The organism is Marisediminitalea alba, from assembly GCF_002993365.1.
GTDB lineage: Bacteria > Pseudomonadota > Gammaproteobacteria > Enterobacterales > Alteromonadaceae > Alteromonas > Alteromonas alba.
Genome location: NZ_PVNP01000197.1, coordinates 1 through 13,961 on the forward strand (window position 1 = coordinate 1; position 13,961 = coordinate 13,961).

Annotated in this window: 11 protein-coding genes; 2 read left to right on the forward strand and 9 right to left on the reverse strand. The window is 46.9% G+C overall.

The window, feature by feature from the left end; translation table 11 throughout:
• The first annotated feature begins 479 nt into the window (after positions 1–479).
• On the forward strand, positions 480–1,217 hold the full coding sequence (locus C6Y40_RS19685) for a hypothetical protein (protein ID WP_420836947.1): 738 nt from the start codon (positions 480–482) through the stop codon (positions 1,215–1,217).
• A 184-nt stretch (positions 1,218–1,401) separates the two neighbouring features.
• Here C6Y40_RS19685 and C6Y40_RS19690 read toward each other — a convergent pair whose 3' ends face one another.
• From C6Y40_RS19690 to C6Y40_RS19720, 7 genes are all read right to left on the reverse strand, one after another.
• Positions 1,402–3,141: a glycosyltransferase family 2 protein gene (locus tag C6Y40_RS19690; RefSeq protein ID WP_105936117.1), complete on the reverse strand. Its 1,740-nt coding sequence runs from the start codon at positions 3,139–3,141 to the stop codon at positions 1,402–1,404.
• A gap of 440 nt (positions 3,142–3,581) precedes the next feature.
• Positions 3,582–4,835: a J domain-containing protein gene (locus tag C6Y40_RS19695; protein WP_105936107.1), complete on the reverse strand. Its 1,254-nt coding sequence runs from the start codon at positions 4,833–4,835 to the stop codon at positions 3,582–3,584.
• Between the two features lie 367 nt (positions 4,836–5,202).
• The gene (locus C6Y40_RS19700) at positions 5,203–6,402 is read right to left on the reverse strand and encodes a Wadjet anti-phage system protein JetD domain-containing protein (RefSeq protein ID WP_105936108.1); all 1,200 of its coding nucleotides are present in this window, start codon (positions 6,400–6,402) and stop codon (positions 5,203–5,205) included.
• Between the two features lie 12 nt (positions 6,403–6,414).
• On the reverse strand, positions 6,415–9,858 hold the full coding sequence (locus C6Y40_RS19705) for an ATP-binding protein (protein ID WP_105936109.1): 3,444 nt from the start codon (positions 9,856–9,858) through the stop codon (positions 6,415–6,417).
• Entirely contained in the window at positions 9,848–10,459 is a 612-nt protein-coding gene (locus C6Y40_RS19710) for a DUF4194 domain-containing protein (RefSeq protein WP_105936110.1), read from the reverse strand. Before C6Y40_RS19710 ends, C6Y40_RS19705 begins: the two co-directional genes overlap by 11 nt.
• Positions 10,456–11,937: a DUF3375 domain-containing protein gene (locus tag C6Y40_RS19715; RefSeq protein WP_105936111.1), complete on the reverse strand. Its 1,482-nt coding sequence runs from the start codon at positions 11,935–11,937 to the stop codon at positions 10,456–10,458. Before C6Y40_RS19715 ends, C6Y40_RS19710 begins: the two co-directional genes overlap by 4 nt.
• Positions 11,934–12,806 carry a WYL domain-containing protein gene (locus C6Y40_RS19720; RefSeq protein ID WP_105936112.1) on the reverse strand — a complete coding sequence of 291 codons (873 nt, stop codon included), beginning with the start codon at positions 12,804–12,806 and terminating at the stop codon, positions 11,934–11,936. Before C6Y40_RS19720 ends, C6Y40_RS19715 begins: the two co-directional genes overlap by 4 nt.
• 414 nt (positions 12,807–13,220) lie before the next feature.
• On the opposite strand from C6Y40_RS19720, the gene C6Y40_RS19725 reads away from it, so the two are divergent.
• Complete coding sequence (locus C6Y40_RS19725) at positions 13,221–13,475, forward strand: hypothetical protein (protein ID WP_105936113.1); 255 nt, start codon at positions 13,221–13,223, stop codon at positions 13,473–13,475.
• A gap of 2 nt (positions 13,476–13,477) precedes the next feature.
• Here the strand turns inward: C6Y40_RS19725 and C6Y40_RS19730 are convergent, their stop codons facing one another.
• Together C6Y40_RS19730 and C6Y40_RS19735 are read right to left on the reverse strand one after the other, a co-directional pair.
• Positions 13,478–13,720, reverse strand: coding sequence for a type II toxin-antitoxin system RelE/ParE family toxin (locus tag C6Y40_RS19730; protein ID WP_170308540.1), 243 nt, complete (start codon positions 13,718–13,720; stop codon positions 13,478–13,480).
• 10 nt (positions 13,721–13,730) lie between these two features.
• A partial coding sequence (locus C6Y40_RS19735; protein WP_240622032.1) for a type II toxin -antitoxin system TacA 1-like antitoxin occupies positions 13,731–13,961 on the reverse strand: 231 nt, incomplete at its 5' end.

Genomic DNA, 13,961 nt, shown 5'->3' on the forward strand with positions numbered 1-13,961 from the left:
TCGTTGTTGACACTCTTAATGAGTGCCCACACAGATTGTCTTGTTATAAATTGTTAAAGAACAGTGCGAAATCTTATTTCGCTGCTTCAGCGTTCTTTTAGAACCTGCCGAAGCGGGATGCGTATAATACGCCTTTGGTTTTCTGCGTCAACACTTTTTTGAAAATTTATTTTCGAAGCATTGTCGCTGTATACCGCTTCACATAAGGCTTTCACGTTATGCCGGGTTGGCCTGTTAGGGCGATCCCTTTCGAAGTGGGGCGCATTTTAGAGATTTATAATTAAAGGTCAATACCCATACCTAACATTTCTTGTAATTTTGTGATCGAACGGATACTTTGTAACCAATGTGACAATTTTGTCAGCTATTGTTGAACTAAATCGTAAAGTGCTGTTCAAAATTTAGCTAAAAAGTCTCTTTACTATTATAAGTAGGGTTTGAACATGAATCGTAGTTGTTGCTTTATCCTTGGTTCGCTGATGTTACTCACTAACCACTGTGCGCTTGCTATTACAGACACAGCTGTTAAAGAAAGTGAAAATAAGGTGCTGCAAGTTTTCATTAAGCGCCAGGTAAACCAGTCGATGTCTGTAGGTCGGGCAGTTGGCTCGATTACCAGTAACTATCCAAATGAAGTTGAAACCATCGTAGCAACTGCACTCGATTTATACCCGGAAAATTACCAGGAGATCATCCATGCAGCAATTTCCTCGCAACCTACGGCTACGTCTAAAATTGTAAAGATTGCTATAGATAAAGAAGTCAGTAGCTGCCCTAATATAGTACAGCTGGCGATACAAGCTGATCCCAGTTACGTGGATTTTGTGGTTGATGCCGCTGCAAATTCGAATCCGGAACAGCTTAAAGACATTGTGCGGGTAGCGGTTCTTACTGAGCCGGATTCTGCCGATACTATAGTACAAACCCTTACTGCTGAGCATCCTAATGAACTGGTTGACATTCTTTCCAGCGCTATTCGTGCCGTACCACTGGTAGGTGAGTATGTAGTGGATGCATTACTGGCAGTATTCCCAGGCGAAGCTGAAGCGGTAGTGACTACAGCAGTTCGTGAATCCGGTGAACAGCGGGAACAGGTACGCAAGATTATTGAAGCTGCGCATCAGGCCGGAGTAGATGAAGACTCCCTTAAACGGTTTGCTATTAATGGTGGTGCCAGCGAAGAGGAGTACAGTGCGGCGGTACAGCAGGATAATTAATTATCCTGGACTCACTCCCGCCTTCCCGCAAAACGCTTGCGCTAATCTGGAATAACACAAATATCAATACCCGTCATCCCCGCGTGCTTCTGGCGGGGATCTCCTTGCTGGTTATCGTAGAGTTCAAAAGTGCTTTAATGAAAAGGCTGATTTGGCTGGGCCAACCTTTTTAGGAGATCCCGGGTCAAGCCCGGGATGACTGTATTGAACTTTCTTGTTCGCTCTTTTCTTTAATCGAGAAGTTTTCACGGCGAAGCGTCAGGTTAGGGTTATATGCCGGATCATGGGCAATCACCTCAGCCCAATTAGATTTTAAGTAATCAAGCTCCGCGTTAAAGCGGGCCATTTTCTCTTTACTAACATCCAGCCCTCGCGACACCGACTCATGGTGGTAGAGTTCGGCTTCAGCGCAATAGAGGTTTCTAACTCCTTGGGCTCTAACCCGCAGGCAGAAGTCTACGTCATTAAACGCGACAGTGAGATCGGTTTCGTTTAATCCCCCCACCGCATCAAACAACGACTTTTTCACCAACAAACAGGCGGCAGTGACTGCACTGTAATTATGTGAGGCAATTAGCCGGTTCATATAGCCGGGATGGTATCGGGGAAAGTATTTATGGGCATGCCCGGCTCCACCGCCATAGCCCAATACCACTCCGGCATGCTGAATACGGTCGTCGCCGTACATGAGCTTCGCTCCGACACAACCAATATCTTCTCTTAACGCATGACCCACCATATATTCCAGCCAGTCCGGGGTGATCACTTCGATATCGTTATTGATCAGTCCGATCACTTCTCCTTTGGCCTGCTGCGCAGCAAAGTTATTGATAGCCGAATAGTTAAAGGGATGTGGGTATTTTAGTACTCTGATCTTCTCGTGTTGATTAAGCTCCTCGAAATAAGCCAGGGATTCAGGCTCATCGGAATTATTATCCACCAGCAGTATTTCAAAGTTCTGGTAGGTGCTCTTAGTTAAAATAGACTCGATACACTCTTTTACCAGTTCTTTAGCATTTTTGGTGGGTATGATGAGCGAGACTAAAGGCGTATTAAATATTGGCCACTGGATAACATTAACGAGTTTGTCGGACACTACCCTTGAACGAGCGTCTATAGTGTTAACGAGCTGAGTAATCTCTTTAAGCTGAGCACGTTTTTTAGCATTGCTATCGGGGCGGTGAATTAACGCGTAAGGAAAATGCTCGACCACCATATCCGGCGATTTGAGCCACCACTCGCTAATGAGGCCAGCTATGGACTTTGCTGTTATGGTGCTAATTGTTTTTCTCCAATCTGCAGGTAGCACAACGCCTGTTTCGATATACCCGTAGGTTAACTGATAATCCGGATTCCAGTCTGGCAACATTCGCGCATTCTCAAAGGTGTTGCCTGCATTTTTTTCGTCGGTATCCACATAGAGTAATGCAGTGATGTGCTGACGAGCCAATAACGCCAGTGTTGATGGATGCAGTTCATCACCACACTCTAATAATAGCAAGGGTACATTCTCTGACGTTACAACATCATCCGTCAGGTGGTTAAACGCGGTAATGTTTAGCGTTTTTGTATTGGTCTGCTGTTTAAACAACGTGCACTGTACAAGAACGGATTCAATATGAGCCGACTGATGAACTAACGATGCCAGGGTTTTTGATACTCCCAGCGCATCATTACCTATAATCGCGACTGAAATTTTCGCGTGCAGTACCGGTAAATCAGCGAGTATTTGATTCATGTCGCTGGCTTGCTTAGCTAACGACTGATTGTAAAGTGCCTGAAGTTTTTTCTTACTCGGAAAGCCGTAAAATAAACCAGACTTTTGTAATGAACGGCTATATAAAGACGTTAACGCCGGGTTTTTCTTGGCAAAATTACGCACCGGCTTGGGGACAAGTCCTACCCCGGCCTTAATAGCCAACATTGAATATTTTTTTAAAGACATGCGCGAAGAATTCACAAACCTTGTTTAGTTATTATCCGGTCACCGGTAATACCAACGTGCTGTTGACGTTTGATGAACAAATTTTAGTCCAAATGGAAGCATTTTAATCGCGAAACGGTCCAGCAGGCCTAGTGGGCTAAGTCAAAGGACTGTGACAAAGAGTAAAAGGTTTCCATAATAACCCCTTTGGGCAACGTTCGTGCACCATTCATACTGCGTTAAATGTTTTTCATTTAGGCCCACTCGACCTTCAAACAGCCTCTTTGTCTAAGTGGCGCACGAACCGCTGTAAAAATGAACAACCAAGGTCAACAGACTCTAGCAACCGGCGGGCAGTATCGCTTAAAAAACCCAAAGGGGCAAACTGCCGCCACAACCAGTACTAGAACAAGCTAGCCAACATCCTAACTAAACGTTGATTAATCGAACAGGTCAAATGGAAAATCGTCAAAGGGCAGTTCGGACATGGGAACACGCGTGAAATTAAATGATTGAAGTCGTGCCGTTAGGTGCTTCTGCAACCCTTTAACCGTTTTAATTTCCCTGCACTTTGCCATGAGATTCTCAACATCTTGCTCAAGCGCCTGCCGATATTCTCGTAAGCCTTTTTCCCGGGCGGCCTTTGTGCCACCACCAAAGCGCTGCCAAATTATCACACTCAGTCCGTCACCGCGTCGCAACTCGTGATAATCGGCGTTTAACTGTTTAACCTTGTCTTTTAATATTGTTTCTAACTGCACAGTTAAATTGTCGTTTAACTCCAACTGATATTCTGGCAAATACTGCTGTGCTAACAAAAATATAGCCAGCGGATCCTTAACGTCCCTGGCGTGTGAAAGTTGTTGCATCAAACCCATTTTTTCAGCCTTCTTATCCGGGTCGAGTTCCCGGTCAGGATGCAGCTTTTTAGCTAACTGCCGATAGAGTCTGTTGATTTGTTTATCGCTGAACAAAGCAGTAGCTACATCGACATTCGTATTATGGAAGTCTTGATTATGTTGTTGGTACGAATGATCGTGTTGATCTGACTCGTCATGAAAATATGGCGACTCCTGCCCGTGAATATCTTCATCATCACCCACGTAACCTGATTCCATTTTATGTTTGAGCACCGATTCAAAATAGGCCATTGCCTTATGCGGGTCATGGATCAACTCAACCAACTCTTCGTCACTGAGTTCTATCTCTTCTCCAAGCATTAGCGACAACTCAATCCGGTAATGATCGAGTTGCTCCTCAGGTACCTCGCTGGAGTTGGGGTTCTGCTTAATTGAGGTGACTATCGCTTCATTAAAAGCGTCCCTCAAGTCATTGGTATTCACAGGATTAAACGGATTCGACTCAAGTATCGTTAATTCTTCCTGGATCCAATCCAGCAGGGCCTCATGTTGCCTACCCTTTATTGATTTACGCGACACAAAAGAAACTAGATGGCGGATCCACTGCTCGTTAGCCCGGCAGACCTCCTGTTCAATGGGTTCAACCGATTGCTTGAAGTACGCCATAAACGCTTCAAGCTTAGCCTGATAACGGTCATTTCGTTGCTGTTTTTTGTTAACTTCTACCCACAGTTTATCGAGCGTCTCCCGTGCTTGGGCGCTTTGGCTTCCTGAGGAACTCACTGATACAACCGTTAACCCACTATTGCTGTTGATGTGACCTTGCTTAGCCATTACTTATCTCTTTGTAGACCTTCATTCCAATTCGCCAGCATACTGTTAGCAAACCTTTCATTACATTCAGTGATCCTACCATGTTTGTTTTGCTAAACCGATGTTACTAACCACTATTGCAGTAAACGTATGCGCTCTCATCCCCTGTCATAGCCGTGACAAATGTTGATGTGACCTTGCTTAGCCATTACTTATCTCTTTGTAGACCTTCATTCCAATTCGCCAGCATACTGTTAGCAAACCTTTCATTACATTCAGTGATCCTACCATGTTTGTTTTGCTAAACCGATGTTACTAACCACTATTGCAGTAAACGTATGCGCTCTCATCCCCTGTCATAGCCGTGACAAATACAACCAAACTATTGTTACTTACATCCTAGTTGCCGTAACTGCTCGGTTAACAGACTGAATGGAATTCTTTCTTGTTCCAGCCTTAAGCGCGGTTGCCAATGATCTGCTTTTAGCTTTGAATAGAGTGCAGCTTCGGCGGGAATGAGGTTGGGCAGGCTTTCTGGCGTTTGGCGTTTGTTAAGCGCTTCCGCGCCCCAAAAAGGCTTGGTGGCTAACAATGTCGCCTCATCCATCAACAGCGACTGCGTGTTGCTAAAATAACCGCGTATTTGTGAGAGCATGGCAAAACCGTCAGTATCAACATCCCCCCAATAATAGAGCCGGCAGCGGTGTAACCACTGTATCTGTTTGAGCAGTTGAACACTGTAACCTTTACCAAAGATCACCAGCGCATTTTTCACATTGGGAAACGCCAGACCATTTACCAGGTTTTCCGTTATGAAGACACGGTCGACCATTAACGATAACTGAGCAAAATGGCTAATCGGTAGCGAAATATCCCTCAACCCGCCAACTTCATAATACAGTTGTGGATCAAGCAGTCGAAAGCGTATCTGCGGCTCATCAAAACGCAAACCAAAGCGCTTTTCAAAACCGTGTTCACCCATCTGCGTATACTGGCTGTTAATCGCGTCTGCGGGTAATACCGCATCTAACAGCGTTTTTACGGTTTGCTTGCGGTGTTCTATAAATTTACTGTCTACCCCGGCAACGGGTAGCTCGCGCAGATAACACCCGGGTAACGGATTCGCCCTGAAAAAGTGCGCAATTGCAATAAGCTTCTCCCACTCACCCGCATGATTCAGTAACTGTTTAATCGATACCTGCTGGCCAATGCGCACATGGGGCAAACCCGCTTGCAACCGCTTGGCATCGGCAATGAATTGCTGCCATTCCTGCCATTTACCGCAAAACCGGGCCAATGCTTCTGGCGACTCAAACACCACAGCAACGGGGACATTCTGACGCCCCATAGTGGCATAACTGACTTGTTGTTTAAGCAGACTCACACCAGCATGAGGCAGAAGCTCCCGCTCAAAGGCCTGTTGAGCGGCCGTCAGTACGGCAAAATCGTGCAGCAGTTGTTTGTCTGTCGGCCGTTTGAGTGAAACCTGCAAAGGAAATGACAACTCGCCACACAGCCACTGCTTGTAGAACACCTGATTTTGCCATTGCTTTTGCAGTTTTGCTTTCAGCGCTTTTACTGTCTGCACCTATTCAGCCCCTTATTCACGTTTAAGCGCTGGGTTTTGCTCTACCTCTTCCACCAGCGCTTTATATTGCTGCTGCGATTTGTGTTGTGCGAGCCGCTCACGATATTCTTTTATCGTCATATTCAGCACCATGGAACGATTACTGCGCTGATCAACAAAGTGCACTTGTTGTACGTAGTGTTCAATGACATCGAGTTTCTGTAGCGGCGTTACCAGTAACAGCTGAAGTCCGAGTTTTTTAAACAATTCAAGTCCAAAGCGCGTACTGTCTTTTGAGCCACGGGCAAAGGCTTCGTCAATCACCACCAAATTAAACCGGCGTTTGGCTTTTGCGCCGGTCTCGTCATCCACCAGGCGATATTGCAGCAGGATGGCCGCTGCCAAAATGGAATACGCCAGCTTCTCTTTCTGCCCGCCGGACTTACCCCCTGAGTCGGAATAACACTCTTTCTCACTGTTATCTTCACGGTATCGCTCAACCACATTGAACAGTTGCCAGTAACGTACATCCACTACTTTCTGAGTCCACGTCGGCTCGTGGCGCATTTGCTCAATCAGCGTTTTGACCTGCTCGAACTTCTGTTCGGAATATAAATTGTCGTCGGTAGAAAACTCCACGCAACTCTTCAGGCGCTGCTTGAACTCACGAATATCCAAATCCGGTGAGGAAATACTGTCTATTTCGATGTAGGTGCCCTGCTGATAATCCAGTTCCCGTAATGAACGGTTGATCATACTGACTCGCGCATCGATTTGCTCTTCCTGCTTATCCAGATAGCTGCGAAACAGCGCCATCGAACGAATGGTGTCCTGATTAAGCATTTCTTTAAAACGGGTTTCATGGCGGGGTAAGTCTTCATCCTGCAGTGTTTTCAGCATCTGCTGATATTCAGACAGTGACTGCTCACTAACGTCCAGTTCGGTTACATCGTTAGGAAAACGGAAAGCAAAATCTTTCATGGCGGTGAGCATCTGCTTTTCCCGCTTACTGCGTTTCTCCTCAAGATGCTGGATTTTTTCATTCAGTTTGGTGCGTAACACCGAGCATTGGTTCGCCAGCATGTCGATGCGCAATTGCGCCGCACCATGCTTTTCATACAAGGCGGACAGATCCGGGTAACAACGCTGCTTTACCTGTTCGGATACCGCGTTACACTCGGCTGTCTTTTCAGCCAGGATCTTATGATCGTCTTCCAGCTTAGTCTCAAGTTTACCCAGTTGTTGATAGTGCGCTCGAAACGCTTCTTCCACCTGGGTTAATTCGGTTTGTGCGTGCTGAAACTGTTGTTGTAATTCCCGCAATACATCGGAGCTTTGTTCCAGGACCCGTATTTCTTGCCTGGCGACTTCCAACTGATTGGCAAACTGTGACCAGTTGATTTGCTCAAAGGTTAAGTTAAAGTCGCTGAGATTTTTGGCCTGACGACGCAATTCTTCAATATCGCGACGCTGGCTGGCGCATTGCGCTAACGTGGTTGCCATGGCCGCGGCATCAGTTTGCAGTGCACGTATTTGGGCGGCCAGCAGGTCGAGCTTTGCCTGGTTACTCCAGCCAAGTACAAAGCGGCTTTTGTCATGCAAGCTGTGGCGATCGTCTTTCTCGTGACGAAAACGACCTGACTTCACCTGCCCCTGCAAACTAATGGCTTTTTCACTCCGACGAAAGTCAGTCATTGACTCGCAGCACTGATAGTCAAAACGCTGCTGTAACTCGCGATGCAGCCATTGAAAGTGCTCACTGTCGCGCTTGATTTCTATTTTTGCCAGCAGGGAGTCCGGCTGCGGCGATTGCGGATAGTAATTCTCGGTACTTTTTACACGGTAATACACCAATCGCGTACCCAGATGGGTGTTTTCAACAAAATCACTCACATCAGCGTACAGCGAATCCGGCACCACCAACGACAGTGCAAAGTTGTGCAACACCCGCTCAATGGCGCCCTGCCATTGAGTCTGGCTCTGTTTTACCTGCACCAACTCACCGACAAAGGGTAACCGCCTTTCCTCTACCTTAAGATGTTCACACAGTCGCTCGCGGATGTTTAACTGGCGTACCGGAATATTGGATTTACGATGGCGTAGCGCTTCCAGCTCTTGCTGCACCGCCTGTTGTTGCTGTTGCAACTGGTGATTTTGCAATTTGTAATCGTCTTGCCGGCTCTCAATATTTTCGAGTTGCTGTTGATGTTGTTCAAACAAAGAATGCGATTCACGTATATTGCTGACATAGTTATCTGCTGTTAGCGCTTCGGGCAGCCCAAGCGGCTTAACCAGTGCGAGATAGTTATCACACAAACGCTTACTTTGGTTTCTTGCTTCATCTAAGCCTTTAATTTTATCTTGCAGTTGCTGCAACCGGCCCCCACCGTTTTGATCGATATCGCTTCTGAGCTGACTTACCGTTTGATTAAGGCGACGTTTCTGACTTTGCAACTGCTGTTCATCAATGGCCAGTTTTTCAAGCTCACCTTGCTGGCGGACAATCCGCTTTTCATACAGTACAACCGCTTTCTCGGCCATAAAGCTGTCTACGTAATCACGGCAGAACGCAAAGTGTTGTTTTTCCTGCGCCGCCTCTTTCGCCTGCCGGCCATGTTTATCAATCGGTTGAAGTAAGGTAATTTTTTCACGAGCCGCGACCACCGCGTCGTGAAGTCGCTTTAATGATTCATAATTGCGCTCCAGTTCCTGAATTTGCCCCTCCACATCGGGCTGTTCAAGCATATTCTGGCGCACAAAGTCGGTCACAGAGCCGACTGATTTCATGGAAATAGTTTGATTAAACAACTCCAGCGCCTTGCCATCGGTACCTAACCCCAACCACTTACTGAAGGTTTGTTGATATTGATTAAAACTCTCAACCAGAGTGAGCTCGGGCATTTTTTGCAAGCGTTTACGCAACGCCTTAATTTGCGTACCAAAGTCGCTGAAGTGGGTGGCAATGTCGAGCGCCTCCGGAACAACAACGAACAAGCGTTTCACTTTGTTTTCGCCAGGTTTGAGCCAGAAGATCTGCGCCAGCGTTATTGTTTGTTGCAGTGCCACGGAGTGAAATTGTGCCAGCAGTACCGAATAGTGATTTCCCTTGCTACGCAAACCGACCGCACGGGCTTTACCCGACTCATCCTGCTGTGACGTATAATAGCCGTAAAAGTACGACTCCAGCGAACGCTCTTTGTTTTCAGCACCCGCAGCCTTATTAAACGCCAGCTTTCTGGGCGGAACCAGCAACGTTGTCAGGCCATCGACCAACGTTGATTTACCGCTACCGATATTGCCGGTGAGCAGGCAATTGTCGCCACTATTGTCCAGGTGCCAGATCTGCCTATCAAAGGTCCCCCAGTTTAATACCTCAAACCGGGTTAAACGAAAACCCTGCCGCTGCGTTGCTTGTGATACAGGGCGAGGATCGCTGTGTATTGGCGCAGCGGTCTCCGTTAACGTGTCACTGCTCATCACTGGCTTCCTCTTTGCTATGGATATCGAATAATTCCGTGTACCGGACAATTTGCTCTGCTGTCACAAAGGCTTTGAGGATACGCTGGACTTCAAAATCATTTTTGTGATTGGGTAACTGATTCAAAAAGCCCATTTGGGTGATCTTTTTAATCAGCGCATCAAACTCTTTGTGCTGCTTTACTTCGTTACTGGCATCCGGGAAATGAGGGGCGAGCCACTGCCATATTTCCTGACGCTCAACAATAAGACGCGGACTGCTCTCTTCACTATCGTGTTCGGCCAGGCGCTTGCGTAAAAATATCAGCAGCAAGGTTTGCCCAAAGCTCAGTTGGCGACGGGTAATAAGCGAGGGGATCTCTGTTTGCTCTTCTTCGGTATCAACCTCACGCTGTTGTAAAAATGCATACCCTTCTGCATCATCGAGTCGCAACGACAAACCGATCTGGTCAAAATAACTGCGGATAAGCGCCTGATCACGCTCCAGCACATCCCACAGGTCGCGATGTTTTGCCCGGTAAACCGGCCCTTTGAGCAGCCGGACCTTCAATGCCGCATGATGCTGCGCAGTCAAGGCTTCTGCAGATGCTTGTTCGTTCATGATGACGTATCCCGAATAAACGTAATAGTGGGTACCGACAGGGTGCGGCTAACGCCCGGCTCACTCTGCCAGCTAACATGTTGCGGTTGTTGGGTATCGATACTGGCAGGCACAACCTCTTCACAGGCTAATTTAATGTAGCTGAGTACTTCATCGAGGCCGTATTGCACGGGGTAGTCCTCAAGCACACTACCCAGGGTTACCTGTCCGTGGTATTTGTCCAGACTAGTAAAGATCTGCCGTTGTAACTGCAACTCGTCAATATGGCTGACTTCAAACAAGTTGCTTAAATCCACATCGGCGTCCTGCGCGCTCTCTACCAGGTCAGAGTCCAATTGTTCAGGAACTTTAGGAACAAATAAACTGCGGCTAAGATGCGGATAAATAGCCGCCTGAATACCGGCAATCTCGGCAAACTGGTGCTGCACAGACACGGAGGTACCTGGCGTATTCGCCTGATGTGCCGCGGCTTCAAAGTCACGAATAAGTTCAAGGATACGCCGGTTATCCTGAGACTGCTCCTCGATGTAGCGGCGCAGTTGTTCGGTGATTTGCTGCTTGGTGCGATTAACTTTGTCACCGGCCTCCAGCAAATAACTGTATAAATGCTGGAGCAATTCGTCACTACTGACAAACTCGTGCCCCAATTGGTGGTGCATGATCTGCTTTAAGTTTTGTCTTAACGAGTCGCGCATTTGCTGGGTCATTAACAACTCAAAAAATGCAATAAAGGACTTCCCCTCATCGGAACTGTTTATCACGTCCTGATCGGCAAACACGATATCCAGCACTCGCCCTTTATGACTTCCGCCCAAGGTGATCTTCTTACGGGTGTCTTTATCCAGAAGGCGAAAATTCGCCTCTACCTGCCGGAAATCGCCGAGTAATTTACGCGAGATATCCGACACCAGATACAGCCTTTCCCGTACCTCCGTATCGTCAAGCCCAAGACTGGTGCCTTGTTTTACCGCCTCGATTTGCTGTTCGATTGCCGCTTTTTTCTGCTGTAAGGCCTCTAGTTGCAATGATTTATCGTCGGTGGTGCCCTGCACCAGCTCCCCAATTAAATCGATGAGTAGTTTTAGGCGCGATTCCGTGCCGACAAATTGGCGCCCTTGCAACTCTTCAACCCAATGCAATGCCTTTTCGACATCGGGTAATAAATCGCACTCTGGCTCGTCACTGTTGTGCGGCAGGTATTTGCGTAAATAGCCGGGCTTTTGATTGATCCAATCATCAATATAGGCGCGTGCCGTTTTCGGGTATTTTTGCTCGCCATACACTTCTGCTATATCGTTTAGGTGATAATCGAGCATCGCGATGAGCTCCTGATACGGCACCGCCCGGCGATTATGGCGAATAAACGCACTATGAAAAAAACTCGTCATCAATGGAAAGTGTTGGGCGCGCAGCAAACGCAAAGCGACACTTTGTTCTTTAAATTGCTCCAAAAACTCTACGCTGAAATCGGCTTTCATTGCGTAACTCCCGGTAGCAACGGACTCACATCCATGTTTTTCAGCACCTCTTTATTCGCCAGCGCCAGTGGGAATTGCATTGGATCGAGCCTGTAATTTGCCGAGCAATCCACTCGCCATGCCTGGGTTAAATAGCCCAGCAACGCTTCGCGGGTTTGAACGGTTAAGCTGCCGTTCGTCATGTTGTAATCAAGTTCGATGGCTTGCTTATGCTTAACTCCCGGATGCGGTATTAAGTCCAAAGGGATGACATTATTCCAGGCCGTATCACTGAGCACCGACTCTGTATTCAGCGGCTGCGCGTCCAGTAAATTGATGTCTAAAAAACGATTACTGACAAAATCCCTGAATGCCTGATTGCTTCTGTCGTAGCAGCGTACGTGCCAGCGATAACCGTTATTAATGAGTGAATGGGGCACTAGTTCCCGTTCCGTTATGCCGGAAGACAGCGACACGTAGCGGCAGTGTATGGCTTTTTTATGCATGATGGCCCGTAACAGCGGCGCAATAGTCGATGATGAAGCATGAATAAGACGCACCGCTTCAACGCATACATCACTGGGTCGCTGCGGTAACTTAAATTTATCTGCGTCTTTGTTTGCCAACCTGAACAGCACTTCTTCCGCGTGATGCGGAAACAACGGTGAAAATTCGGCGGTACGGTAATAGAGCTTGGTTTGATGCCTTAGCACCAGGTTGTCTGGTGCCAGTGATTTATACAACGTTAAATCACGGGTGGCGGAGGCGATCCCCGTTTGAAAATGGCCAACCAGGTCCGCTCTGGCCACTTGCCCGAAGAATTCCAGACAAAAATCGATAAACGCGAGCCGTTTTTGCTGAGTTAATGTAATGGTGCTGAAATCTGCCATGGCTTGCCACTGAGTGTATAACTATTGTTCAGCATAACATGAAATCATAATGATGCAATCATTTTAATTCCAACAGTGCGCGTATAACTGGATCTAAGCTTCAGAAAACTCAGCAAAACAGCGCATACCTTGAGCAGGCCAGCGGATTGTCCTGCCGGGGTAGAATGTCACTCTATGCACATGCGAGAAAGCAAACGGCACTATAATAAAGTTATTTAGCTGCGTTTAAACAAACTATTACCGACGTAAACCCGGCTGGCTTCCTTCTATTTATCAGTTGCTCAATGGCGGACGAACGACCGTTGAAAAGTGAAAAGATCGTGCGCGCGTTCATTGGGTACAGTACACTAACCCTTAGGTTGCTACTCATGTGTTCGATAGATAAAATAGCTTTATCAATTGAAGGAGAAATCAATGGGCCAGCTAGTAAGAAAAGTTTCTGTAGCAAAACGCCAAGATCCGCTAATTGATTTTACGACATTGGCGAAAATTGGTCGTCATGCTTCTCGCTCTGCGCGAGAAAAAGCTTTAAGCCAAGGTGTAGGCTTCACCTATGCCAAAGGTGGTCGAATTATGAAGCGTAACCCCGATGGTACTGAGCAACTTATTCGGGTCATGGATGATATGAATGACTTTCCAACTCTCCAAGCCGATTTATGCCAAGACTGAGGTTAATTGCCGGCCCAATGGCCCTCATTAAGATAAAAGATATAGTGATGCTGGCATTTTGTGACGAGTAAATCAGGAAACGTATCTGAAAATTTACGAATTACGACACTTTTGCGCCCGATAAGCTCAAAAGTGTCTTTTATGGCTTTTCTATAGATGTTTGTTTGTGCAACGCCCCAGTTCTCAAGGGTATAGCCAACAATCTCGCGAATATCGGCTTCAGCATCATCCGTAATGTCATACAAGGGCATTATTTTATTTGGCTTTCGCTATTTCTTCATCAAAAATGTCATCGACAGACTTGCTCGAAATTTTACCTGCTTTAGCGGCGGCAACACGCGGCGCTAGATACGCCTCAAGCTTTTGTAAGGCGGCTTGCTCGTCTGCATTAGGTAGTGCCCGTTCAAGCACATAGCTTTTGATACTCTTGCCTTGTAAGGCAGCTGCGGCTTTTAAGTTCTGATGCTGCTCAGGCGTGATTTCTAT